The following is a 23049-nucleotide window of genomic DNA, read 5'->3' as shown; positions in this document are numbered from 1 at the left end:
ATTTAAATTTTTACTTTTTAAATATTTTTTTAAATGTATAATTTGTTATAAGTGCAACCTAGTTAGTTTTAAAGCTTATGAGCAATAAAGTACTAGATAGATATTATACAAATAACAGACATATTTGGGTGTTAGTGTTGTCTGGTGGACTCTTGGGAATCATAATTGGACTAGTTGCAACATCATTTGAGCTACTACTTAACCTTATAGCTAATTTCAAAAAAATGCTATTTGGCTATTGTGGTGCCAATATCTATTTACAAATTGCCGTTTCAATAGTAATCACTACAGCCATGGTAATATTATCTTTATACTTGATTAGAAAATTCGCTACCGAAGCGGGGGGTAGTGGTATACAAGAAGTTGAAGGAGCGTTAAAAGGTTGTCGTAAACTCAGAAAAAGAGTCGCTCCAGTGAAATTTCTTAGCGGCTTATTATCTTTAGGATCAGGTTTAAGTGTTGGTAAAGAAGGACCCTCTATACATATTGCTGCAGCTATTGCCCAGGTTTTTGTAGATAAATTTAAACTAACGCAAAAATATGCCAATGCTGTCGTATCTGCTGGTGCTGGGGCTGGCTTAGCTGCTGCTTTTAATACACCACTATCTGGAATAATCTTTGTAATTGAAGAGATGAATAGAAAATTTAGGTTTAGTGTATCTGCTATAAAATGTGTACTAATAGCATGTATCGCAAGTATTATTGTTTCTAGATCTATCGTGGGTAACCCACCAGCTATTAGAATTGAGACTTTTTCTAGTGTTCCCCAAGATACCCTTTGGCTATTTATGATCTTAGGGATATTTTTTGGCTACTTTGGGTTATTATTTAATAAAATCCTCATAAAAGTTGCTGATTTTTTTTCTGGTGGTTCGCGTAAAAGGTATTGGACTTTGGTAATTTGTGTCTGTGTAATTTTCGGTGCCGGTGTTGTAATTTCACCAAATGCTGTTGGTGGTGGATATATAGTTATTGCAGATGCTCTAGATTACAACTTGCCAGTGAAAATATTATTGCTATTATTTGCTCTAAGATTTATTGGAGTAATTTTTTCTTATGGTACGGGAGTTACTGGTGGGATTTTTGCACCTATGATCGCTCTAGGAACTATATTTGGACTTGCTTATGGAATGAGTGTAAACACCTTTTTTCCACAATATAATATAGATGCTGGTGTTTTTGCTGTTGCAGGAATGAGCGCTTTATTTACCGCAACAGTAGGAGCCCCGCTAACAGGAATAGTGTTAGTGATAGAAATGACTTGGAACTACCAGCTTTTACTTCCACTTATGATCACTTGTTTTAGTGCCTCTATGCTAACCTATATACATCACCAAAAACCTATATACGATACATTACTAAGAAGAACAATATCTATAGAAAGAAAACAACAGGCTAAACTAAAAAATGAAAAAAATTCAAAATCAGCTTCAGACTCTCAAGAATATATTATTGATTAAACAAAAGTATAATCACGCAATACCTTTGAAGCATTGGGATTAAAATGAAAATAGTTTTAATAAGTTTGCACAATATTTAGAAAATATTTAGAAAAGAAATTTGCTCAAGTTTATAACCTTTCTTAATACTTTAATGACATTCAGGTAAATAACTACCGCTTGAATACTAATAAAAAAGTAAATATTATATATAACTAATAACAAAATACTAAATTTAATGTATGAAAAAAACATTTTTTTTGAGTCTAGCTTCTATCACTATCACGACTCTTAGCTTTGCAGATACATCAATTAATCAGCCAAATATTAACATAGTGTCAGATTCAAGTGTTATTGCTACAAAACAAATATCTAAGGACTATCTGCCTACTTCTGAAAGTGTCAATGGAACTAAAATACTAAAAGCTAGTCAGCCTACACAAAGTAGTCACCTAGTTGGCTCAAATCCAGCTACATGGACACCTGCTTACTTAAGCGTTAAAAACTTTAAAAATTGCCTAAAAACTCAAAAGTATAGAGGTTGGGAGGGCTACTGTATGCCAGAGCAACAAAGTAAAGATTGTCCTAATGAGTCTTGGGAAAAGTTAAAACAAATGAATCTAGTTCCTTGTATAAAAGATAAAGATTAAAAAACCTGGCTTTAGGTGGATAGATGGTTATTTAATTAACTTCCGTATTCTGTAATTTGTGAGTTATGTTGCTTGACCTTTATACTATATACCCAAAGGATAATAGCTCCTACAAAAATCGGTAATAATACGGAAGGGAAAAGCATAAGTGTAAAATATTCTCCGAAAATCCTAACCCAGAAAACCCCAGCCGCGTTCCCTGAAATAAAAATTATTACACAGACTGAAAAGAAAGGTATTTTCCAGAGGTCTTTTCTTGATCCTTTTAAGGCTCTGCCTATTTCTATACCTAAATCAGTTGTGGTGCCAGTCATATGAGTCGTTCGTGCAAAACTACCAAAAAATAAGGTCGTAAAACTATTTTGCATACCCATAGCCATAGCAAGAAAAAGATCATCTATAACTTGATGATGAATAAAAACATCTATAAGAATAGTTCCAGTTAACATAACAAAACTCTGTAAAACCAAAGATTTTGTATGGTTTTTTGAGATAACGTAAGGGTCTGTATTTATAATAATACCATTTATAGCAGCCCCTATAATAAAGCCAAACACTAGAGCTGTTACTTCATAGGCAAAATGCCAATCGTAGTCTGCTATATTATGACCTAAAATTCTATAGTTACCTGTCATTGCTGCCACACTGGCACCAAAGGATTTATATAAGACTACGCTATCTATCCAACCAGCATTAAAAATCAAAACGATACAAATGAAATATGTGAATGTTAATTTTTTTGTGAACATTCTTAGTTCCACGTCTTTTTATTACCTAGAGTGTACCATATAAAGATTATTGTTTTGTTGGGTTTTTGCTTTTTGTTAAAACAGTCTAATAATTTTTCAATAAACTCCCTATAGAAATATTCCCTTGCTTATCAATTTTGACTGTTACTGCTCCATTATTATAAGTGTCTATAATTTTAGTTTTACCACTTCTAAATAAACTAATATTTTCTCTAGCTAAACTTTTATCTGAGATATAGATAAATAATTCTGGTTTAAATCTACTAATAAACTTAGAATAAGGAATCTTTGTTGAAATAATAGTGTTTGGACTGATAACACGATTGTATAACTTATAAATCATTTGTTGCACGCTAATAGAAGTATCATCTAGTATTAAAAATTCATTTTTACCAACTTTAAAACTAATAGAACAACTACTATCATCTCCTAAAAGCTGAACATTTACTTGCTGTAGTAAAAAGTTATTTTGATATTCACATTTTTGAGCAGGCAAGTCTGTAACGATGTTAGTAATGATTTTATTTACTGGTACTAGCTTTTTTAGATTAAAAAGGTCTATAGTATGACTAGAATCTCCTGAGATTATTAAATAGTCCAAATGATCTATTGCTTGTAATTCTAAATATTTTAATAAATTAGTTTGTAGAGAAAAGTTATTAGATAAATTTTTATTTGACGTATAAAGTAAACTTATATCATGCTCTTGTAACAAAACCATAGTTTCTTTTGTATCAAATATATGTATCTGAATGCTTTGATGTTTTTTTGCTATATTTTCAAAAGGTTGAAAAAACACTAAACATAATGAAAATCCTAACAAACGTAATGGCCTACCTATAGGCAAAAAAACTAGAATTAAACCAATCATGACTATAGTTAGGCTAATAGCAGAAAAATATCCACCATAATCTATTAACTGAACATAATGAGTTAAAAATTCCAAATATGAGTTGAGAATCCCTAATAAAAAGCTAGGAATGATCCATAATTTAATGCCGATAACTGATAAAAACAAGCATAAAAATAATAACGGTACGATTAACAAGCTAACTAATGGAATAGCAACTATATTTGCTATAATCGAAACTAACGAAAAACTGCCAAAAAAATATACTGATACAGGGATAAGTAAAATGGCTAAATAACTCTGACTTAACAAGCTTATCCAAACCTTTGATTTATATTGCTGCAAAATAATAGTAAGAAATATAAGAAATGCTACTGCTGAAAAACTTAGCCATAAACTCACACTATGGATAGAATTAAAATCCAATATTAATATCAAAGCTAGAGCTATACTAAGTGATCTGGTTATAGAAACTCTTTTTTTAAAAAACCATAAAATTGCTACTACAGAAAGCATAACCACAGCCCTTTGAGTAGGTAGACTAAAACCAGCAAGCAAACTATAAATAAAAGCTATAATTAATGAAAAGGATACAGCTACATATTGTGCTGGAATCTTACGACATAAAGTTGGTGAAAAAGACCAGAAAACTCTAACTATAACAAAAGCTATAAAACTTAATAAACCTATATGTAAGCCAGATATAACCATCAAGTGTGATGTTCCAGATTCTAAAAATAAATTTTGTTGCTCTTGGTTAAAATCTTTTTTGCCTATCAATAAGGCTAATATCAACTCTCTTGTCTTATAGTTTTGTAAATCCGTTTGCAAATAGTTATATAAATAGTATCTTAACCGTTCAGGCAAATAGCTGATAGCTGTACCTTGGAATTTTATCTCAGAATTTGGCACCAACTTACCTAAAGCAACTATATTATTATGCTCCAAATACTGAGTATAATTAAAAGAGTTAACGTTACTATACTCATGAGGTTTATATAATTTTACCTGTAACTGTAATTCATTAGCTGGAATTAAATAATGAGCGTATTCCCTACTGGCTTTTAAAAAAAGGTTTCCATAATTATATGAATGAAAGGTAAATTCTAACTCTTTTTCGCTACTTTGTGGAATAGAGCTAACAACCCCACTTAAGGTAACATTGCTATTATATTTATAACTTTCTATATTTTGATATGGTTTACACGAAACTAGACAGCATAAAATAAATAGGTTAAAGAACCACCTAACTACAAACACCACTTTAATTTTTTTTAACTTAATGGTATTTAAATACTACAATATTTAAAATTTTATTTTAATATTAACGTGTAAAAAAACTCCTTCCTTTTTGGGTTGTATTTTTTTGAAAAAAGTGGATAATAACTTTGTTTTTCAGACCATCTCACATTTAAGGACAAGATGAAATCTTTAAAAATACTCATTGACCATGAGAAAGCTTGGTCACCTTACTATCCAACAGAAAATTTAATAACTATAGATAAATATCTACAAAACATAAGTCAAAAGCCAAGCTATATAATCAATCTATCAGAAAAAATCGCTTACTTAGAACAAGGATATTATGCTTGCCTATTAGCCAAAGCTAACAATGATACAATAATCCCAAATGTAACAACTCTTAACAACATAAAACATTTTGAAGAAATACACCTTGCTGAACTTGCTCTAAAAATAAATCATAATGCTCTTAACCATATTACTAAAAACAATATCTTGGATATTATGATCTTTTTTGGAACCACGAACATAAAAGGATTTGAAAAAATAGCTAAAAAAATATTTGAAATGTACCCAGCCCCATTACTATCAGTAAAACTAGAGAAAAGGGATTCTTCGTGGCATTTCAGAAATCTAGAGATAGCTAATATAGGCTCATTAACTGACCAAGAGCAAAGTCTATTTGCTGAAGCACTAAATAATTTTAGTACGAAAGTCTGGCGTAAAAAGAGAAATAAAAAAACTTATCAATATGATCTTGCTATTTTGCATGATCCCAATGAGATTCTTCCGCCTAGTGACCCTAAAGCATTAAAAAACTTCAAAAGAGCTGCTAATCAATTAGGAATATATGTAGACATGATTACCCAAGATGACTATATGAAGTTACTTGAGTATGATGGTTTATTTATTAGAACAACAACTTCTATTAATCACTATAGTTATAGATTTGCTAAAAAAGCTGAAGATAATAACCTAGTTGTTATAGATGATACAAAATCCATAATTTGTTGTACAAATAAAGTTTATCTACATAATTTACTAGTCAAAAATAAAATACCAACTCCTGAAGCCCGATTAATTTTTAAAGATAATACTTTACCTTTAGAGGAATTGGTTGCTGAGCTAAGCCTGCCAATAGTACTTAAAATCCCAGATGGATCATTCTCAAAAGGTGTAAATAAAGCTTCAACTATTGAAGAATTACAGGAAATTTTAGAAAATATGTTTCAACAATCTTCTATAATCATTGCTCAGAAATATTATTATACAGAGTTTGATTGGCGTATAGGTATACTAAATAGTAAGCCTATTTATGCTTGTAAGTATTATATGGCAAAAGGACACTGGCAAATAACTAATCACAGTAAAAAATCTACTCAACATGGTAGTACAGAAGCTTTTGCTATACATCAAGTTGAAAAATCTATAATAAAAACTGCTATTAAAGCTGCAAAGACTATTGGTAACAGTTTATATGGTATAGATATCAAAGTAGTCAATGGTAAACCTATAATTATAGAAATTAACGATAACCCATCTATTGATTCTGATATAGAGGATGCTTATATTGGTGAGCAACTTTATTCGACTATAATGTTAGAATTCCTAAATAGGATGAATTATAAGAAACTACCTTATGCAAATTTATAAAGCTAGCTTAAATGATTTAAAATCGCTTGTAGAATTAGAGGATTCTATTTTTAATAGTGATCAAATATCTAAAAGACAATTTAAATACAATATAAAAAAACAGAAACTATTTTTTGTTGCTAAGGTAAATGATCAGTTAGCTGGCTATATACTTTGCTTTGAATACAAAAAAAGTATAAGAATATACTCTCTAGCTGTAAATGAAAAATTCCAAGGTAAGGGTATTGGGAAAAGCTTACTTAACTATTTAATAACTAACTCAACAAAAAATATATATCTTGAAGTAAATGTAAATAATTCAAACGCTATAGCTCTTTATGAAAAACTAAATTTTATTATTTACAAAACTATTTTAAACTACTATCAAGATGGTGATTCAGCTTATAGAATGGTTCTAAGAAGAAATTAGGTACTCTTCTAATAAAGCTGGAATTTTTTCTACACTCAAAAACATTATTTTTTGTCTAGATGTTATACCTTTAACTATAGCTATATCTTTCTTTTTAATCTTAAAATGCTTTGATAAAAAATCAATCACAGCTTTATTTGCTTTACCATCTACAGCAGGAGACGATATTTTTATTTTTAAAGAACCTTTATGCTCACCACAAACTTCAGATTTTGAGGAGTTAGGTTGGATATATACAGATATTTTGTACATCTAGCTTACGAAAATAATTGTATTAATACACTTTGCAAGAAAATTTGTATACAAAATAGACTTACCAGTACAATAATAGGCGAAAAGTCAAAATCTGATCTAGGCTTTATTAATTTTCTTGCTCTTGCTAGTAAAGGTTCTGTAACTTGAAATATTATTATAAACAGAGGATTGTACCCTCCGTGAATAAACCAACTAGCGATAGCTCTTATTATTATTAAATAAACGTACATATTTATAACAGCAAACACTATATCTAGGACTGGTTTAGCAACTACAAATACTAAGCTTACATCAAAACCCTTTAGTAAAGCTAAAAGCAAATTCTGTACAATAAAAACAAAATACGTAGCGACTATACATGACCAATCTAAACCAAAAAATCCAGGCACAAGCTTTCTGACAGGAAGAATAATAATATTTGTAGCTCGCATGACTAGCTGGCAAATAGGGTTATGAAAATCAGCTTTCACCCACTGTAAAAAAAATCTAAATAAGAGAATAAAAGCATATAAACCAAAAACAATATTTATAAGAAATTCTGCGACATTTACTATACCACTTAGCATTATAAGTTAACTCCAATCTTGCATTTTACAATTTTAAATATTCTAATGCTGCAACTACAGCTTCAACCTGTGCTTGTATACATTCATCAGGATTAGTTTTAGGGCTATCTGGATAAACTTCCGTTGTCGTTGTATATTTAGCATCAGTAAATGACATACAAAGCTTTGAACCTGCTGAATCACATTGTGTTAAACCATCAACAACTGCTATCTCCCCAGAGATTTGTCCTTTCTCATCAATTTTTGCTAGATGGGTAACCTTAGCTACAGCAGATATTATGTACTCTTGAAAACTTTTTTCTAATTTGTTTTGGTTCGCTACTAGATAAAATCCATCTGTTATACCCCATTTATCAATCACTATAGCATCTCTAGCAGCTAGTGCTGGTCTAAACTGGCTATCATCGGTATCTGTAGTCTCATGTAAGTCTATATGCATAGATATATCTACACCAAGAGAAAATACATATTCCATAGCCTCAGTAGCTTCTGGAGAGGCACTACCTAAATAAAAAGAACGGTTTGGATCTACAGCATCTGGATTCCAACGGTTGATAGTCTCATAACCCCATGGACTAATACACGGTAAAATTATGATGTTAAAATATTTTGAATACTCTAAAGCTCTTATTTGCGCGAAGTTAATAGCTCCTTGGACTCCACTTGTCTCATAACCATGCACTCCACCAGTTACTAACACATATGGCTTTGAATCATCCCAGTTTTTTGTTTTTATAGCATATAAGTCATATTTACCTACTAAATACTCTAACTTGCCATATATTTCTATATCAAAGTCTTTAACTAGCTCTTTTATCTTAGTAACCACTTCTTCATGGTAAGAACGCTTAATCTTTTGTTCTGCTAACCACCGTTTTTTTTCTACCTCGCCCCACTTTTGACCTAAGGTACCGATATGATAATGTTCCATAATTTTGATATTAACTAGTTCAATTCTATAATTATCTAATTATATATTATTTTACCAAGACATCAGAGAAATTATTTGTAGCGGAAATTTATTAAGAATTTTTATGGCTGGGCTACCAGGATTCGAACCTGGGAATGACGGGATCAAAACCCGTTGCCTTACCGCTTGGCGATAGCCCAACAGAAGCTAACCTAAAAGTTAGTAGACATAGTTTAATGTCTTAACTAGCCACTTGTCAAGAGGTTTATTGATTTTTGTTGCAAGTTGCTGCAATCGTGCCTTATCATCTGAGAATAAATAAAAACATGAGCCTGTTCCTGTCATTCTAAAATTAACGTCTAAACTTTTAAGATAACTCTCAAATTCTGGATAATTTGCGAAAAATACTTTCTCAAAAGCATTTTGCATAATGTCACTATCAAATTCTAAGTCTTTTGACAGTAGTTTAGAACTTTTAACAAGTTTTTTACTACTAAAAAACTCCTTTGTACAAATATGAATATTTGGCTTAACTAACAGTATAAACTTAGTATCAAAATCCTTTGGGTACAATACTTCGCCAACCCCCTCTGCCCACGCAGAACGACCATATAAAAAAATTGGCACATCTGCACCAAGCTTTACTGCCAAACTTATCATTTCTGAATTTTTAAGCTCTGGTGCATAGTGATCACGCATAGCAATAAGAGTGGTTGCTGCATTTGAACTACCACCGCCTAGGCCCGCGCCCATTGGAATATTTTTAACTACATCAATATCAACACCAATACGTTGCACACCATAGGTTTGTTGAAAGGTTTTAATTGCCTTAAAAATCAAATTATCCTCTCTTGAGGATATTGCAACGTCACTTGTTATATTTATGTTAGTTGAGTTGTTAAAACTAAATTTTAGCTGATCTTTCAAATCCACAAAAGTAAACCAAGTTTGTAAATTATGATAACCATCTTCACGCTTATTAAGTACATGCAAAAATAGGTTTATCTTTGCGAAACTGTTGTATGCTTTAGGTTTTATAGTCGCCATGATTTTATAACTACTTTTAGTAAAATATCACCTCTAGACATCTTAAATTTTGTTGGAAGTGGATATTTTTGATCTATTAACTCATAACCTTGATAACTTATTTTCCAACCTTGTTGCGAAAGTTCTCCTGCTAGATTATTAGCTTTTAATTTTAAGTTTGCCGGAGTTTGTGGTACAGCTATAGCTTTGATCCAATATTTTAGCCCATCTAATGGAACATACCAACCCAACTCATCTAACATAAGTGTTTTAACATCTTTAGCTTCAAGGATTTCACCTTTGCTGTTTTTTAAAATAACCTTGTTTTTGTCACCTGAAATCTCTACTTTCCCAACACCTAAAGGTCCATAGAGGCTCATAATAAAGTTATCCTTATCTTGAGAATATGTATAATTAGCAGAATCAGCTTTATTATTATAAATAATACCTATCACGCCACTAACTTGCCATTTAACAAGATCTAGCAATTGTGAATCTAACTTAGCTCTATCAAACTTTTTATGTGCATCTATAGTATTTGTATCCAAAGTAGAGCATGCGACCAATAGAGTCGATAATATAAAAAATGTAGCAAACTTAAATTTCTGCTTTATATCTATTTTTAATCGTAACATAATGATTTGCATTTTCTATAATATCTTGTTTTTCTTTTTCACTTAACTGGCGGATTTTCTTTACTGGTGAACCTAAATACATGTATCCTGATTCTAACTGTTTTCCGGGAGGGACTAAACTTCCAGCACCAACCAAAACATTTTCACCAACAATAGCGCCATCTAAGACTATAGCTCCCATACCTATCAATGAGTTATTCCCTATATGGCAACCATGTAATACTACCCCATGACCTATAGTCACATAATCCCCTATTTTTAGATCATAACCTTCACCAGAGTCTTTTGGATATTCCGTAGTGTGCAAGGTACTGCAGTCTTGAACATTACTACATTTTCCTATCGTTATTTTTAACAGATCTCCTCTAACACTTACTTGCGGCCAAATAGAAGCTTCTGCCTTTATAACTACATCACCTATTACAGCAGCTGATTCATCTATATATGCTGACTCTACAATTTCAGGATACTTACCATTAAAAGCTCTTATACACCTAGACATAATTGCTCTTTGTTTTTATTATCATCTTTTAATGATACCAAACTATAACTTTCTGATTTAATCTTTTTATCCTTAAAAAAAGGTTGAACATAGCCATTACTATCAATAGTAAATAAAAGAATAGCATTAGTATTGTCGACAAAAAAATTCTCTAGCGTGTAGTTAGGAGTTATATTAGTACTTCTAATTTTAGCTCCTTGATTTAGTCTCTCGATTAATACATTAAAGTCTATTCCTTCATCAAATAGTAAGGTAGCTAAGTTAGTCTCTATAGAGCCTATACCTTTATAACTTTCTTTTTGCGATGCTCTTAGCACATATGTGTTATTTGCACCAAACTCATATTTATATTTCATCGCTGAAACAGCATTTACATATTCACTGGTAGATAAGCCTAACATAGCACCTATCCCAACTAAACTAATACTCCAATCAGCATGGACTGACACTGGGCTTCCATAATAAGTATTTAATCCTAATTGCCGACATTTTTGTACATTTGTCCAAGATGAATCTGTAATCAACACCTCAATGTCATTTTTAACAAAAACTTCCGCAAGTTCACGCGCAAACCTATTTCCACCGATAATTAAAAAGCCTTTACCTTCTGGTTCAGTAACCTTAAGTAACTTAGAAATAAAAGGCGCAAATACACTTTGAAAAATTACTGTAAAAACGATAATCATAAACACAAAAAATACTAATGTGTTAGCTTCATCATATAACTCTGGTTGCGTTTTAATTATTTTAACAGATGCCAATGCTGCTACTGAAGCTGCTACTATACCACGTGGATATATCATTCCCATAACAAACCTTTCGCTTAAAGAGGTTTTTGAACGAAATGTGCATAAGTAAACAACTAAAGGACGTAATACAAACTGTAAAAAAATAAAAACTTCTATTAAAGAAAGCCAATATTCTATTACTAAACTAAAATCAATTTCTGCACTAAGTACAATAAAAAGTATAGATATAATCACTATACTAAGGTTTTCCTTAAAAGAAACTATATCAGACATCCGAATGTCTTTCATATTAGCCATAACTAGACCAGCTACAGTAACCATCAAAAGTCCAGCACCATGCATGATGCTGTCTGATACAATAAAACCAACAACAACTACTGCTAAAACAAAGAAACTTTTAAGATACTCTGGGATATAGTGCCTCTTAAAACTAACACCTATTAGATACCCTACAATAAAACCTATTACAACACCAAGTACGCAAACAAATATTATATAGGCAATAAATAGCCCTATACTATTTACCTCACTAGAAAAACCACCACCAATAACAAACCATGAGAGCATAAAAACTACAACTAATGCGCCTATAGGATCTACTATTATAGATTCCCATTTAAGGATATTTGCAATATGGCGCTTTGGACGAACAGCTCTCATTAAAGGAGGAACAACTGTTGGACCACTTACACAAGTAACTCCTCCTATTAATAATGACAATTCCATATTCAAGCCCACAATATAATGGCAAAACCAGGCTGTAAAAACTACTGTTAAACCCAATCCTACTGTTACCAATAAAAAAACGACTCTACTAACATTTTTTATTTTATTAAAATTAAGTGATAAGCTTCCCTCAAATAATATAATTGACACACAAATTGAGACAAATGGCGAAAGGGCCTCCCCAAATATAACATCACCATCTACTAACTTAAAACCCATAGGAAATGCCGCTTCAGATATTGGACCAAGAATGATTCCACTTAAGATCAGAAAAAGGATAGATGGAAGCTTAAGTCTCCATGATAAATATTGTGATACTATTGCAAAAAGCAATATCAAACCCGCTGCTAACAATATATAATTAGATGAGTGTAAAAATAGCTCGATATTATTACTCAAGTTTTAACCTTAGAATATAATAAAAGACTTAAGATATTATATGATATATATAACTTTATCAATACTTTACGATAGTACTATAAGGTCAAATAAAAAAAGCCAAAACCCAGCAATTTACAATAAATTTTATAACCTTATTAATTCAAAATATAGCTAAATTATTTTATATAAAAACAATAATTTTAAAAAAGTTTTCCTAATAAATAACTAAATATAAGCTTATACATAAACTGATAAATCTAAAGTTATTGTATTCATGTGTTCGCCATTATACAGTTCTTGGTAGGAATATTCTGGACCCAATAATACATTGTCATCAAAATATGATCTTTGGGCTGAGAAAATAAGTTGATTCCTAATACCAGAAGAGGTTTTACCAAACGTTGGTGATGCGTTAGACAAAGGCATAGGAATATTTGCAGCATTGTAAGATTGGCCATAAGTAACGTTAAAGTTGGTATTTTTACCTGCTAGAGTTAGAGCATACACCAAACCAGCATACCAAGCACCTGTGTTAACGTTTGTACCATTCTTATTGAAATCTTCTGCAGTAGTTGTTGATGACCAACCACCCTGTATCTGCCAGATACCCCCAAGCATAGCATACGCTAAGTTAGCGTCAAAGTTAATAACACCTATATTTTCATTTTCTCTACCAACACTTTTTAAGAATTGTGGAATACTACTATTTCCAGCTCCAGCTATATTAAATACGTAGCCAGCATTAAAACCGGCTGATAAATTTTCTGTTAGAGCATCAGCGTAAAATAAACCTGTTGAGAAGTTTGCTCGTTTATCATCAGAACCAAAAACAGCAACGTTAGCGTTTATAGTATCTGTTTTATAGTTAGCTGATACGTTAGTTACCTTATCTGGGGATAAAAATTCATCAATAATACCACTACTCCAAGGTCCTCCACCACCGTAAGATCCTACCGATAACTTACTTCTACCAGCCGTTATGAAAAACGGTGAAGTATCTAGATTACCAAAAATTACAAAAGCATTACCTAAGCCAAAGCCACCTGATTCATTTGTGTCAAAATCAAACTGTGCTGTTACATAATGTCCTAAGTTTGAAAGGAAGTATAACTTAGCATTAGTTAAATATATATTCTCACCTGTCGCTGAAAAGTTAGTTCCTGATATTCTCTGGATTGAACTACCAAACCAAGTCTGAGCATCAGCTTCTATATAGCCACCGAAGAATACTGAATAATCATCAAACTTATCTCTTTGACCTAACAGTGTAGAAGCAAAAAGGTTTGAAGATATCATCCCAACTGGAATTGTGTTATTACCAGAATAAGAACCTAGATAACTTACTTGACCTCGAGTTGTAATTGCTGGTGTACCACCAACGTCAATACCATTATTTGAAGCAAATACCCCTCCACTTTGACTATCACTAACCTCTATAGAATTTCCTTGAGTTATGCTTAAAGAGATATCTTCTGGGTCTATTTCACTAGTTTTAAGGGTTCCAAGATCCAAATAGTTTTCTGTTGATCCCAAATTACCACCTACTTTAGAGCTGTACGTAGCAAACTGTGAGCTACCACCAGAGGTGTTTCTGATATTACCTTGCTGAGATTTAAGTTGATTTACTTGTCCTTGTAATAGTTGAACTTGAGCTTGTAATTGCAGCAAAAGCTCTTTTTCATTTAGGTGTTGTGGCGTTGGTGTAGAACTATTTTCAGAAGAAGAACCTGTCAAACTAAGATCTTGTTGCCCAATACTTGTAGCTCCAAGAGGCCCACCTTGCGAAACTACCTCAGTATTTTGCTCAGCGTATAAGTTAGTTCCAAAAATCAAACTTAAAAAAGCTATTTTGAGCATTTTACTTTTAAAAGTATAAGACATAAACCACCTTTTTTTAAAACTTCAACGTGTATACAGACAAACCGGAACACTTATTTACAGACCTTTAATAATATACTCAAATAAAAGCAAATTAAATAAAAATAACCCAGCAAAAAATAGTTTTGTTTATAGGGCCCCTTTGCAAGCTAGCGTTAGACGGATGGTGACAAGACATTTAACTTGATTAAGTAACCATTACATTTTTTTGATATACTCAACAGCGTTCTCGTCTAAAGAAAGCATACCTATGTTTGAATCGTAGAAGATAAGTTCAGCGTAACGCGCCCAATCTATAAATGTATCAAATACACGTGCAGCAACATCCGCTGGAAAGTAATCATCTAATTCTGCAAGAAACCTACTTTTCGGTGCTGAATTAGATTCTCTATCATGTAAAACCTTAACTACATGCCTTGCTAGTGGTATATATTTCAAAAACAATCTACCAAATATAAATTTTCTCTCATCAATATTTGAATCAATAAATTTGCGTCCCATAGCTGTCATTTTAATATCACCATCAGAAACTTCTGCAAACCTTAAAATAGATAATATCTCAATAATTGGGAATAAATCATCAATATCAAGATGTAGCTCATCTGCTAATTGTGATAAATCTATAGCATCAGCGTTTTTAATATCAGACATTTGATCTAAAAGACCATTCATTTCTGATATATCAACGTCAGGTATACGATAACCTATCGTCATTGCTGTTTTTTTATTCATCCGCTCTGTAAGCTCTTTAGTTTGGGCTGTAGTCATCATCCTATAAACCTCATCTACCAAATCTGCCACAGCAGGATCTTGGGAACTTCTTGGATGAGGAATATTAACTTTTAACTCGCCCCGTATAAAGCCAGGATTACTACCAAATATAATAATCCTATTAGCAGTTAATACTGCCTCTTCAATACTATGAGTCACATATAAAATACCTTTCATAGCGTCATTAGTTTCCCAAAGCTCTAACAAGTCTTCTCTTAGATTTTCAGCTGTCAAAATATCTAAAGCTGAAAATGGCTCATCCATTAAAAGTACATCAGGTTCTAGTACCAAAGCTCTAGCAAAACCAACTCTTTGTTTCATACCACCAGAAAGCTCTTTAGGATAAGCGTTTTCAAAACCATCAAGCCCAACCATATCAATAGCCTTTAAAGCTCTTTCTCTACGCTCTTGTGAGCTTATATTGCGAGCTTCTAGACCTAATTCAACATTTTGCAACACTGTAAGCCATGGCATAAGAGCAAAACTTTGAAAAACCATCGATATATCAGGAACTGGAGCTGAAACCTTTTTACCTCTGTATAAAACTTCTCCTGTAGTAGGGCTTAACAAGCCAGCTATAATTCTTAGTAAAGTAGATTTTCCCGAGCCAGATTTCCCCAGTAAAGCGACAATTTCTCCTTCATACAATGTGAAATCTATATTATCTAAGACCTTTAGTAAGTGCTCTTCTTTAATCAAGAAGCTCTTACTTACATTTCCTACTGAAATTATTTGCTTGCTCATTTATTTTATCCCCTATACTACATATTCATACTGAAGCGATTTTCTGCATAGCTATAAAGTCTTCGCCAAAAAAGCTTATTTGAAGACACTACTAATATGCTCATCACAATAACACCCAAAAGTACATTAGCTGTATGATCTCCCTGTATATTAGTATATTTAGTAATGTAGCTACCTAAACCTGCAGCCTGTATAACTGTATCCTTACCCCAATTTATATACTCACATACTATACTTGCATTCCATGCACCTCCGGCAGCAGTTATAGCCCCTGTTACATAATACGGCATAACAGCTGGAAAGAGAAATCTTCGCCACTTAGTCAACCCCTTTAACTGCATATTTCTTGCAGCAAGTTTTAGCTCTTCTGGCACTGCTGAAGCTCCTGCAATTACATTAAATAAAATATACCACTGTGTACCAAGCGCCATTAGTAAGATACACCAGATATTAAAATTCAAATTGAAAGTAATTACTAAAGTACCAAACACACCATAAAGTACATTTACTGGAAAAGCTGCTGCCATTTGTGCATATGGTTGCACTTTTTGGGCTATTTTAGGACGCATACCAACCCACACACCTATTGGAACCCATATAATAGAAGTTATTAATATCAAAACAACTACCCTTAAACCAGTAAAAAGTCCACCATACAAAGCCTCAAAAGCTTCAGGTAAGCAAACATCACCTTTAACAAAGATAGTTTCATAAGCAAAATATAAAAGAGCTAATACAGCTAATGATATAAAGCCAGACCATATAACCTTCTGCAACATAGTTTCTTTTTTATCTTCTTTCTTATGTTTTTTTTGATTAAAGGCTTTAGTTAGGTCTTTTTTAAAAAAGTTGTTATTAATAATCTGTCCTATAATTTTACCAACTAAGCCTGTAAAAAATTTTATAGCTAAAGATTTTTGTAAAATTTTAAGAAACCAAGATTTAGTATGTACTTCGGTCTGGTTCTCTCCTAGCATAAATTTCTCTGACCATGCAACCAAAGGTCTAAATAAAAGCTGGTCGTATAAAATTATAGTTACAAGCATAGTAATAATTGCTGCAGCAACTGCTATAAAATCTTGAGCATTATTTGCTGCATCAATAAATGAACCTATCCCTGGTAAATTCACGAAAATTGATTGAGAGGCACCAAAATTAACAACTATAGTTTCAGAAGCAACTATCATAAACCAAGAGGCTGACATTGACATCATAGTATTCCATACTAAACCTGGCATAGAAAAAGGAACTTCAAGTTTCCAAAATTTTTGCCATGCTGATAACTGATACATATCAGCTGCTTCCTTTAGCTCTTTAGGTATGGTTTTTAATGACTGATAAAAACTTAAAATCATATTCCATACTTGGGCAGTTATAATCCCAAATATAACTGCTGACTGAGCCCCCCATAAAGAACTAGGAAAGAGCACTAAAAACCCTGTTACTGTAATAGCAAAAAAACCAAGTATTGGTATTGATTGTAATATATCAACAGCTGGTATTATTATACTTTCTGCTCTTTTACTTTTTGCTGCCCATGTACCAAATACAAAAGTTATTAGCAAAGAAAAAGCTAAACCAATAAACATACGTATAGTTGTTTCAGCGGTATAATAAGGCAATAACCACAAACTTAACGAAATTTCTGAATACTTTCGTACGCTTGCTTGATCAGTATAATCAACAGCCCCACCTAACCCAGATGTTGACCATACAAATATACATAAAATCAACAAGATGATTGACAAAGCTAGAATGTCCCACTTGGTTTTAGAAACTCTCGTTGACATATTTGCAGTATACAATCTTTTCATATGCCAGCTACCTTTATTTTTGACAACAAGCCTTAGTATATGCCATTTAAGTTTTTTTTTGTATTATTAATTTGGCCTAATTTTTGTTAAAATCTAGCCAGTTAGTATTTCTAAAAAGCACTAAAAAAATGAAAAAAGAGCAAAAAATTATTAAAGTAAAAAAAGGTGAAAGAGTTTGTTGCCCAACTAAATATCATGAAAATTGGGATTTGCATCCAAGAGTGTTTATAGATCTTAAAGATAAAAAATCAAATACTTGCCCATATTGTGGTACGGTTTTTAAAATTGAAAAATGATTCAACTTCTTGATACTCCTAGCTGACTCTAATCAAAAAGTTTTAACTTATAGTGGTTAATACTCACTCTGTCGTATTTTTTGGTAGTGTTTTTATATTACTCAAAATTAGATCCTCTAAACTATAAATATCTGTGATGTCATCGTCAATTTTATTAGCATCACCCTCATCACCTATATCTATTCCTAAATATACCCTACCGTTCATGTTTATAGCATAAAAGGCTACTGGTTGATTATACTTATTTGAAAAAGCCCAAACTCTAGATTTATTATCTCCATAATCACTTGCTTGAAGCTTAAATTCTTTAGGATTATTTTTTATAGTCTCTCTGATAGCATCATACAACTGTTTAACTGTGATTCCTTCTTGCAGCTCTAGACTATGAAGTCCAGCATCAGCATCAAAAATATCGTCATGAGTCACAAAACTTCCTGTAACCACAGGTATACAACCACTTAAAATTAAGCCTATCAAGAACATTAAGGTAGCTATACTTTTTTTCATTTATATATCCCTACTACTAAATAAAATGCTACAACCACTGCAAATAATGAAAAAATTACACTTGCTAGAATATATCCAAATGCTAGAAAACCTTCACCTCTTTGTAGTAAGTTTAGTATATCTAAACTAAAGCTAGAAAAAGTTGTAAACCCTCCTAAAAAGCCCGTTACAAGTAGAGCTCTGGTATACGCAGATATATCTTCATTAAACAAGTTTGTTTTTATTAAAAACGCAGCAATTAAACCGATAAAAAAAGAACCTATAATATTACATAAAAAGACACCTACAGGAATCTGTTTAGATATGCTAGCACTAGCTTGAGTTACCAAAAACCTAGCTATAGCACCAAGCCCACCACCAAGGCCTACTAATAATACCATTAGTCTCATTTAATTCTCCAATATTCCATACGCCCCTAATTCTATCATTTCTTGAGCTAATAATTTACCTAAACTTTCAGGGTCTGCTCCACTTTTTGACCTTCTTATAATTTTTTTACCATCACTACTAGCTACCATTGCTTGCAATGTTATTTTTTGATTCTCTACAATTGCATAAGCACCTATAGCAACATGACATCCACCTTTTAACTCTTGGTTAAAAGCTCGTTCTGCTTTAGCAGCAAGAAAACTAGTTTCATCATTAAGTTTTTTTAACTCAGCCAAAAGCTTTTTATCTTTTTCTAGAGCTTCTATTGTAACTACACCTTGACCAACAGCAGGTAGAGATATCTCTATAGGTATGTATTGGGTAATTCGAGTCTGTAAACCTAATCTAATAAGTCCAGCACTAGCTAATATAATAGCTTCATAATCATTATTATCTAATTTAGATAATCTAGTTTGAACGTTACCTCTTAAATCTTTGATAACCAAATCATTTCTATAGTTAAGCAGTTGAGCTTTACGACGTAGACTAGAAGTCCCAACCACAGCCCCTTTAGGCAAATCGTCTAACGATGTATATTTATTTGCAACAAACGCGTCTCGCGGATCTTCTCTAGGCATAAAACTTGCTAAACAAAATCCTGCTGGAAGCTCATAAGGAACATCTTTTAACGAATGTACTGCAATATCAGCTTGATTGTTTTGCATAGCTACTTCTAGTTCTTTCATAAATAAAGCTTTACCACCAACTTTATTTAGAGGCTTATCTAGAATAATATCCCCTTGCGTCTTCATTGTGACTATTTCACATGAGATACCTAATTTATTTTGTATTTCAGATTTAACAAACTTAGTTTGCCAAAGAGCTAGTTTACTTTCTCTACTTGCTATTATGATTTTTTTATTCATACATTAAATACTTGCGATATATAATTAGATATATCATTTATTTCTTCCATACACACACTATGCTGCATACCATTATAAGATTTATACTTAATTTTAAAGCCTTGTGCAGCTAGTTTAGCAGATAGCTCTTGTCCTAAAGCTTCTGGCAAAACTTGGTCATGCGTACCATGACACACCAATACTGGAGCATCTTTATTAATATCTGTAACATCTTTCTTAAACTCATCCCATGCCGGTAAATATGTTGACAAAGCCATTACTCCACCTAGTTTACGTTTAGTGGTAAGCATTGTATAAACAGCAATAACTCCGCCCTGTGAGAATCCTGCCAAGATAATATTTTCTCCTGCGATTGCTTGAGCAATCTGTTTATCAATTAGAGTATTTAACTTAGCTACAGAATTCTTGATACCTTCAATATCTACAACTCTATTTAAACTATTAGCATCAAGAGATTTAATATCGTACCATGCTGACATTTGCATACCCATATTTATAGTAATTGGCATTATATCAGCATGCGGGAATATAAAACGAATATTATCTAGAGGAATACCTAGATGATCAACTATATCAACAAAATCATGACCATCAGCACCTAAACCATGTAGCCAAATTACACAATATTTTGGATTTACCCTTGCTTCAACTAGCTCGTAATTCATAAATTCATAAATTTTACAGAACACTGTGTAAGATGATACATTAATTTACATAAAATTTACTCAGATAAATAATTTTTATGCACAAACCTCATTGACGTAATTATAAATTGGACTATCAAAAAAATATTTATCCCTTTAAAAATGTTGTACTTCAAGGATCCTAATTTAGCGCGTGATAAGAAGAAAAGCTCTCCTCTTTATGTGGATAACTATGTTTATATTTATGTAACTTTCTGTGATAAATAGTTATCTTTTTATTTTTTTTATTTTTCTTAAAAGCTTGAAATTACCAGTATATAAGGATTTGAAAGCAAAATATCTGCCAAAGGAAGTAAGAACAACCAATCTATACCTCCCTGTGGATAAGAATGTGTACTTTTTGTTAAAACCCAGTTAACTATTTTCTAGAACCTTAAAATAAGCTTCCTGATTTACAAGGTTTACTGAGCTATTTTCTAAAACTAAAGTGCTATTTAGATCTAGTTTACTATTGACAGATATCTTCTTTGTCATAGCTAATTTCTCTATAGATACTAATACTTTGTTTCTTTCTAGTAACTCTACAACTGTAGCTTTGAATTTGATATTAGGGTTTTGTATTAGATATACTAGCTTCCAATGTAAATTTGAATCTCTTTCAGTTTGTCTGTTTATTCTTATTGGAGTATCTACTTGTGCTATAATTTCATTTACAGTATCAATACTTAATAATTCTTGATGACCTAAAAAACGTCTAATCTGATAGTGAACTAGCAAATCAAGATATCTCCTTAACGGACTAGTTACTTGTACATAGTTTTCTAAACCCATACCAGCATGCTTATCAGCTTGTGTAGCGTATTTCCCTCTTTGTAACTTTTTCCTCGCAGCGAACATATCCGCTGGCGTTATCAGAGATTCTAACTCTTCTTTAGTAAGTTCATGCTGTGGCTGTGTAGAAAAAGGAACTGCTATATTATGCTCTAGACAAAATTTACCTACAGCGACACCTGCCATAAGCATTGTATCTCTTACTAAAATTCGCGATTCTAACGTGTGTAAGTCATATATACTAACTCTTTTATCAGCTTCTATCTTAATTTTAGCCTCGGGGAAATTAAGCTCAACTCCTCCTGCTTGTAAACGTTTTTCTGTAAATCTTCTTGCAAACTTTGCAATATCACCAAGCTCAAGGTAACTTATGTTTTCTTCTGCAAACTCATAACTTAACCTAATTACTTTAACTTTACTAAAGCATATTTGTATATCACCTATATCACCATTAGTAGTGATACTAAAGCCAATAGATAAAGCTGGAGATATTTCTTGTAGTCCTAATCCTAAAACTTCCGTAGCTTCAGTTGGAAGCATCGAAATAATTTTCTCAGGAGTATACAAATTTGAACCTCTAGCTCTAGCTTCTAGATCTATTTGCTCACCAAAAGCAATACTTGAAGATGGATCAGCAACATGTACCCATATTTTACTATTTTTAGTGTCCCAGCTTATAGCATCATCAGGGTCATTACTATCTTCATCATCTATTGCATAAGCTTTTAGGTAAGTTAAGTCTACTCTACCAATATCCGAACTAGAGTTATACTCAAACTTTGCTGGGTTATTCTCTAGCTCTGCTTTATACCTGTATAAATATGGATTAATATGCTCATCCCAATAACCTATATCTAAAAGTAGTTTATAAGCACTACTTTCTGATTCTTCTATATTAAGGTACTTAAAAAATCTACAGTTTGGGCTTTTTAATAACGCTAAAGCTTCTATCTCTTTTAGGAATTTTTCATCTTCTTGTAAATATGTTTTACTATTTAGGCGTGCTATAAAGTTATTAAGCTCTTGTTCTTTTTTGTGTTTTTCTTGCTTTTCTCGAATTATTGTTTCTTTTTGCGTAGGCGAATGTATGTTTACACTAAAATCTTCGTTAAAACTGAAAAACTCTCCTTCTGACACTAAAAGCCAAATCGTATATGCTTGATTAACTCCTGTAGTTTCAAACAGCAGCTCGCTTAACTCCTCTATTGAAGTTTCTGTTTGCTCTTGCAAAAGCTCCCAAGTTAACTCAAGATCATCAATTTGTAGTTGTTTTAACTCTGCTAACTCAAAGTCGCTCTGTGTATCTATTAAGAATTGGACATTTTTAGGTGGTAATTTTATTTTTTTGCCATCTATGGTTTCTATTTCTATCTTTTTATCTAAAACGTCTATAATCTTAGCTGGTTTAGACTTAAAGATAACTAAGCTATTTTTTTGCATTTTTCTATTCAAGAATATAATTAGTTACCTAACTATAAAACAAGCAACAAGAATTGCAAGTATATACCAAAACTTTAAGCTTTAAAT

The 23049-nt window shown here is 32.1% G+C and carries 22 protein-coding genes and 1 tRNA gene; 5 read left to right on the top strand and 18 right to left on the bottom strand.

Annotated elements, in window-relative coordinates; translation table 11 throughout:
• Window positions 1-77: 77 nt before the first annotated feature.
• Complete coding sequence (gene clcA, locus FRA_RS00185) at window positions 78-1460, top strand: H(+)/Cl(-) exchange transporter ClcA (protein ID WP_035720610.1); 1383 nt, start codon at window positions 78-80, stop codon at window positions 1458-1460.
• A 221-nt stretch (window positions 1461-1681) separates the two neighbouring features.
• Window positions 1682-2089: a hypothetical protein gene (locus tag FRA_RS00180; protein WP_051686784.1), complete on the top strand. Its 408-nt coding sequence runs from the start codon at window positions 1682-1684 to the stop codon at window positions 2087-2089.
• A 35-nt stretch (window positions 2090-2124) separates the two neighbouring features.
• On the opposite strand, the gene FRA_RS00175 is transcribed toward FRA_RS00180, so the two are convergent.
• Both FRA_RS00175 and FRA_RS00170 read right to left on the bottom strand, forming a co-directional pair.
• Window positions 2125-2838, bottom strand: coding sequence for a YoaK family protein (locus FRA_RS00175; RefSeq protein WP_035720609.1), 714 nt, complete (start codon window positions 2836-2838; stop codon window positions 2125-2127).
• An 85-nt stretch (window positions 2839-2923) separates the two neighbouring features.
• Window positions 2924-4951: a ComEC/Rec2 family competence protein gene (locus tag FRA_RS00170; RefSeq protein ID WP_321174124.1), complete on the bottom strand. Its 2028-nt coding sequence runs from the start codon at window positions 4949-4951 to the stop codon at window positions 2924-2926.
• A gap of 159 nt (window positions 4952-5110) precedes the next feature.
• On the opposite strand from FRA_RS00170, the gene FRA_RS00165 reads away from it, so the two are divergent.
• The gene (locus FRA_RS00165; RefSeq protein ID WP_035720608.1) at window positions 5111-6583 is read left to right on the top strand and encodes a RimK family protein; all 1473 of its coding nucleotides are present in this window, start codon (window positions 5111-5113) and stop codon (window positions 6581-6583) included.
• Complete coding sequence (locus FRA_RS00160; protein WP_035720607.1) at window positions 6570-6992, top strand: GNAT family N-acetyltransferase; 423 nt, start codon at window positions 6570-6572, stop codon at window positions 6990-6992. Before FRA_RS00165 ends, FRA_RS00160 begins: the two co-directional genes overlap by 14 nt.
• Here the strand turns inward: FRA_RS00160 and FRA_RS00155 are convergent.
• The 11 genes from FRA_RS00155 to FRA_RS00105 form a co-directional block, all read right to left on the bottom strand.
• Window positions 6978-7244 (bottom strand): DUF167 domain-containing protein, encoded by a 267-nt coding sequence (locus FRA_RS00155; RefSeq protein WP_035720606.1) that lies wholly within the window; start codon window positions 7242-7244, stop codon window positions 6978-6980. The two genes, FRA_RS00160 and FRA_RS00155, sit on opposite strands and share 15 nt — an antisense overlap.
• A gap of 5 nt (window positions 7245-7249) precedes the next feature.
• On the bottom strand, window positions 7250-7813 hold the full coding sequence (locus FRA_RS00150; RefSeq protein WP_035720605.1) for a YggT family protein: 564 nt from the start codon (window positions 7811-7813) through the stop codon (window positions 7250-7252).
• A gap of 25 nt (window positions 7814-7838) precedes the next feature.
• Window positions 7839-8747, bottom strand: coding sequence for a M14 family metallopeptidase (locus FRA_RS00145; RefSeq protein ID WP_321174125.1), 909 nt, complete (start codon window positions 8745-8747; stop codon window positions 7839-7841).
• Between the two features lie 101 nt (window positions 8748-8848).
• A tRNA-Gln gene (locus FRA_RS00140) sits at window positions 8849-8923 on the bottom strand.
• A gap of 19 nt (window positions 8924-8942) precedes the next feature.
• Window positions 8943-9770, bottom strand: coding sequence for a 4-(cytidine 5'-diphospho)-2-C-methyl-D-erythritol kinase (ispE, locus tag FRA_RS00135; RefSeq protein WP_035720603.1), 828 nt, complete (start codon window positions 9768-9770; stop codon window positions 8943-8945).
• The gene (gene lolB / locus FRA_RS00130; RefSeq protein WP_245313662.1) at window positions 9758-10384 is read right to left on the bottom strand and encodes a lipoprotein insertase outer membrane protein LolB; all 627 of its coding nucleotides are present in this window, start codon (window positions 10382-10384) and stop codon (window positions 9758-9760) included. The genes ispE and lolB overlap by 13 nt, the downstream gene beginning before the upstream one ends.
• Window positions 10347-10886 carry a gamma carbonic anhydrase family protein gene (locus tag FRA_RS00125; protein ID WP_035720601.1) on the bottom strand — a complete coding sequence of 180 codons (540 nt, stop codon included), beginning with the start codon at window positions 10884-10886 and terminating at the stop codon, window positions 10347-10349. The genes lolB and FRA_RS00125 overlap by 38 nt, the downstream gene beginning before the upstream one ends.
• On the bottom strand, window positions 10871-12760 hold the full coding sequence (locus FRA_RS00120) for a cation:proton antiporter (RefSeq protein WP_035720600.1): 1890 nt from the start codon (window positions 12758-12760) through the stop codon (window positions 10871-10873). Before FRA_RS00120 ends, FRA_RS00125 begins: the two co-directional genes overlap by 16 nt.
• 219 nt (window positions 12761-12979) lie before the next feature.
• The gene (locus tag FRA_RS00115; protein WP_035720599.1) at window positions 12980-14623 is read right to left on the bottom strand and encodes a DUF3573 domain-containing protein; all 1644 of its coding nucleotides are present in this window, start codon (window positions 14621-14623) and stop codon (window positions 12980-12982) included.
• Window positions 14624-14818: 195 nt separating this feature from the next.
• Window positions 14819-16135 carry an ABC transporter ATP-binding protein gene (locus tag FRA_RS00110; RefSeq protein WP_035720598.1) on the bottom strand — a complete coding sequence of 439 codons (1317 nt, stop codon included), beginning with the start codon at window positions 16133-16135 and terminating at the stop codon, window positions 14819-14821.
• A gap of 17 nt (window positions 16136-16152) precedes the next feature.
• Entirely contained in the window at window positions 16153-17949 is a 1797-nt protein-coding gene (locus tag FRA_RS00105; RefSeq protein ID WP_035720597.1) for an ABC transporter permease, read from the bottom strand.
• A gap of 128 nt (window positions 17950-18077) precedes the next feature.
• Between FRA_RS00105 and FRA_RS00100 the strand changes: the two genes are divergently transcribed.
• On the top strand, window positions 18078-18245 hold the full coding sequence (locus tag FRA_RS00100; protein WP_081835939.1) for a zinc-finger domain-containing protein: 168 nt from the start codon (window positions 18078-18080) through the stop codon (window positions 18243-18245).
• A gap of 63 nt (window positions 18246-18308) precedes the next feature.
• Here the strand turns inward: FRA_RS00100 and FRA_RS00095 are convergent, their stop codons facing one another.
• The 5 genes from FRA_RS00095 to FRA_RS00075 form a co-directional block, all read right to left on the bottom strand.
• Window positions 18309-18752: a hypothetical protein gene (locus tag FRA_RS00095; protein ID WP_035720596.1), complete on the bottom strand. Its 444-nt coding sequence runs from the start codon at window positions 18750-18752 to the stop codon at window positions 18309-18311.
• Window positions 18749-19141: a fluoride efflux transporter CrcB gene (crcB, locus tag FRA_RS00090; protein WP_035720595.1), complete on the bottom strand. Its 393-nt coding sequence runs from the start codon at window positions 19139-19141 to the stop codon at window positions 18749-18751. The genes FRA_RS00095 and crcB overlap by 4 nt, the downstream gene beginning before the upstream one ends.
• Window positions 19142-20047 carry a hydroxymethylbilane synthase gene (hemC, locus tag FRA_RS00085; RefSeq protein ID WP_035720594.1) on the bottom strand — a complete coding sequence of 302 codons (906 nt, stop codon included), beginning with the start codon at window positions 20045-20047 and terminating at the stop codon, window positions 19142-19144.
• Window positions 20044-20712 (bottom strand): alpha/beta hydrolase, encoded by a 669-nt coding sequence (locus tag FRA_RS00080; RefSeq protein WP_035720593.1) that lies wholly within the window; start codon window positions 20710-20712, stop codon window positions 20044-20046. The genes hemC and FRA_RS00080 overlap by 4 nt, the downstream gene beginning before the upstream one ends.
• A gap of 393 nt (window positions 20713-21105) precedes the next feature.
• Window positions 21106-22962: a ribonuclease catalytic domain-containing protein gene (locus tag FRA_RS00075; protein WP_035720592.1), complete on the bottom strand. Its 1857-nt coding sequence runs from the start codon at window positions 22960-22962 to the stop codon at window positions 21106-21108.
• Window positions 22963-23049 lie beyond the last annotated feature (87 nt).

Source organism: Allofrancisella heilbronnii (assembly GCF_000710735.2).
Lineage (GTDB): Bacteria > Pseudomonadota > Gammaproteobacteria > Francisellales > Francisellaceae > Francisella > Francisella frigidaquae.
This window is presented reverse-complemented; position numbering and strand designations above follow the sequence as displayed.

What these genes read in the sequence shown, in the direction of transcription:
- FRA_RS00105 (WP_035720597.1), bottom strand. Translation starts at nt 17,949, where the DNA reads ATGAAAAGATTGTATACTGCAAATATGTCAACGAGAGTTTCTAAAACC.
- FRA_RS00075 (WP_035720592.1), bottom strand. Translation starts at nt 22,962, where the DNA reads ATGCAAAAAAATAGCTTAGTTATCTTTAAGTCTAAACCAGCTAAGATT.
- FRA_RS00110 (WP_035720598.1), bottom strand. Translation starts at nt 16,135, where the DNA reads ATGAGCAAGCAAATAATTTCAGTAGGAAATGTAAGTAAGAGCTTCTTG.
- ispE (WP_035720603.1), bottom strand. Translation starts at nt 9,770, where the DNA reads ATGGCGACTATAAAACCTAAAGCATACAACAGTTTCGCAAAGATAAAC.
- FRA_RS00165 (WP_035720608.1), top strand. Translation starts at nt 5,111, where the DNA reads ATGAAATCTTTAAAAATACTCATTGACCATGAGAAAGCTTGGTCACCT.
- hemC (WP_035720594.1), bottom strand. Translation starts at nt 20,047, where the DNA reads ATGAATAAAAAAATCATAATAGCAAGTAGAGAAAGTAAACTAGCTCTT.
- FRA_RS00160 (WP_035720607.1), top strand. Translation starts at nt 6,570, where the DNA reads ATGCAAATTTATAAAGCTAGCTTAAATGATTTAAAATCGCTTGTAGAA.
- crcB (WP_035720595.1), bottom strand. Translation starts at nt 19,141, where the DNA reads ATGAGACTAATGGTATTATTAGTAGGCCTTGGTGGTGGGCTTGGTGCT.
- FRA_RS00180 (WP_051686784.1), top strand. Translation starts at nt 1,682, where the DNA reads ATGAAAAAAACATTTTTTTTGAGTCTAGCTTCTATCACTATCACGACT.
- FRA_RS00115 (WP_035720599.1), bottom strand. Translation starts at nt 14,623, where the DNA reads ATGTCTTATACTTTTAAAAGTAAAATGCTCAAAATAGCTTTTTTAAGT.
- FRA_RS00095 (WP_035720596.1), bottom strand. Translation starts at nt 18,752, where the DNA reads ATGAAAAAAAGTATAGCTACCTTAATGTTCTTGATAGGCTTAATTTTA.
- FRA_RS00155 (WP_035720606.1), bottom strand. Translation starts at nt 7,244, where the DNA reads ATGTACAAAATATCTGTATATATCCAACCTAACTCCTCAAAATCTGAA.
- FRA_RS00150 (WP_035720605.1), bottom strand. Translation starts at nt 7,813, where the DNA reads ATGCTAAGTGGTATAGTAAATGTCGCAGAATTTCTTATAAATATTGTT.
- FRA_RS00175 (WP_035720609.1), bottom strand. Translation starts at nt 2,838, where the DNA reads ATGTTCACAAAAAAATTAACATTCACATATTTCATTTGTATCGTTTTG.
- FRA_RS00100 (WP_081835939.1), top strand. Translation starts at nt 18,078, where the DNA reads ATGAAAAAAGAGCAAAAAATTATTAAAGTAAAAAAAGGTGAAAGAGTT.
- lolB (WP_245313662.1), bottom strand. Translation starts at nt 10,384, where the DNA reads ATGTTACGATTAAAAATAGATATAAAGCAGAAATTTAAGTTTGCTACA.
- FRA_RS00125 (WP_035720601.1), bottom strand. Translation starts at nt 10,886, where the DNA reads ATGTCTAGGTGTATAAGAGCTTTTAATGGTAAGTATCCTGAAATTGTA.
- FRA_RS00080 (WP_035720593.1), bottom strand. Translation starts at nt 20,712, where the DNA reads ATGAATTACGAGCTAGTTGAAGCAAGGGTAAATCCAAAATATTGTGTA.
- clcA (WP_035720610.1), top strand. Translation starts at nt 78, where the DNA reads ATGAGCAATAAAGTACTAGATAGATATTATACAAATAACAGACATATT.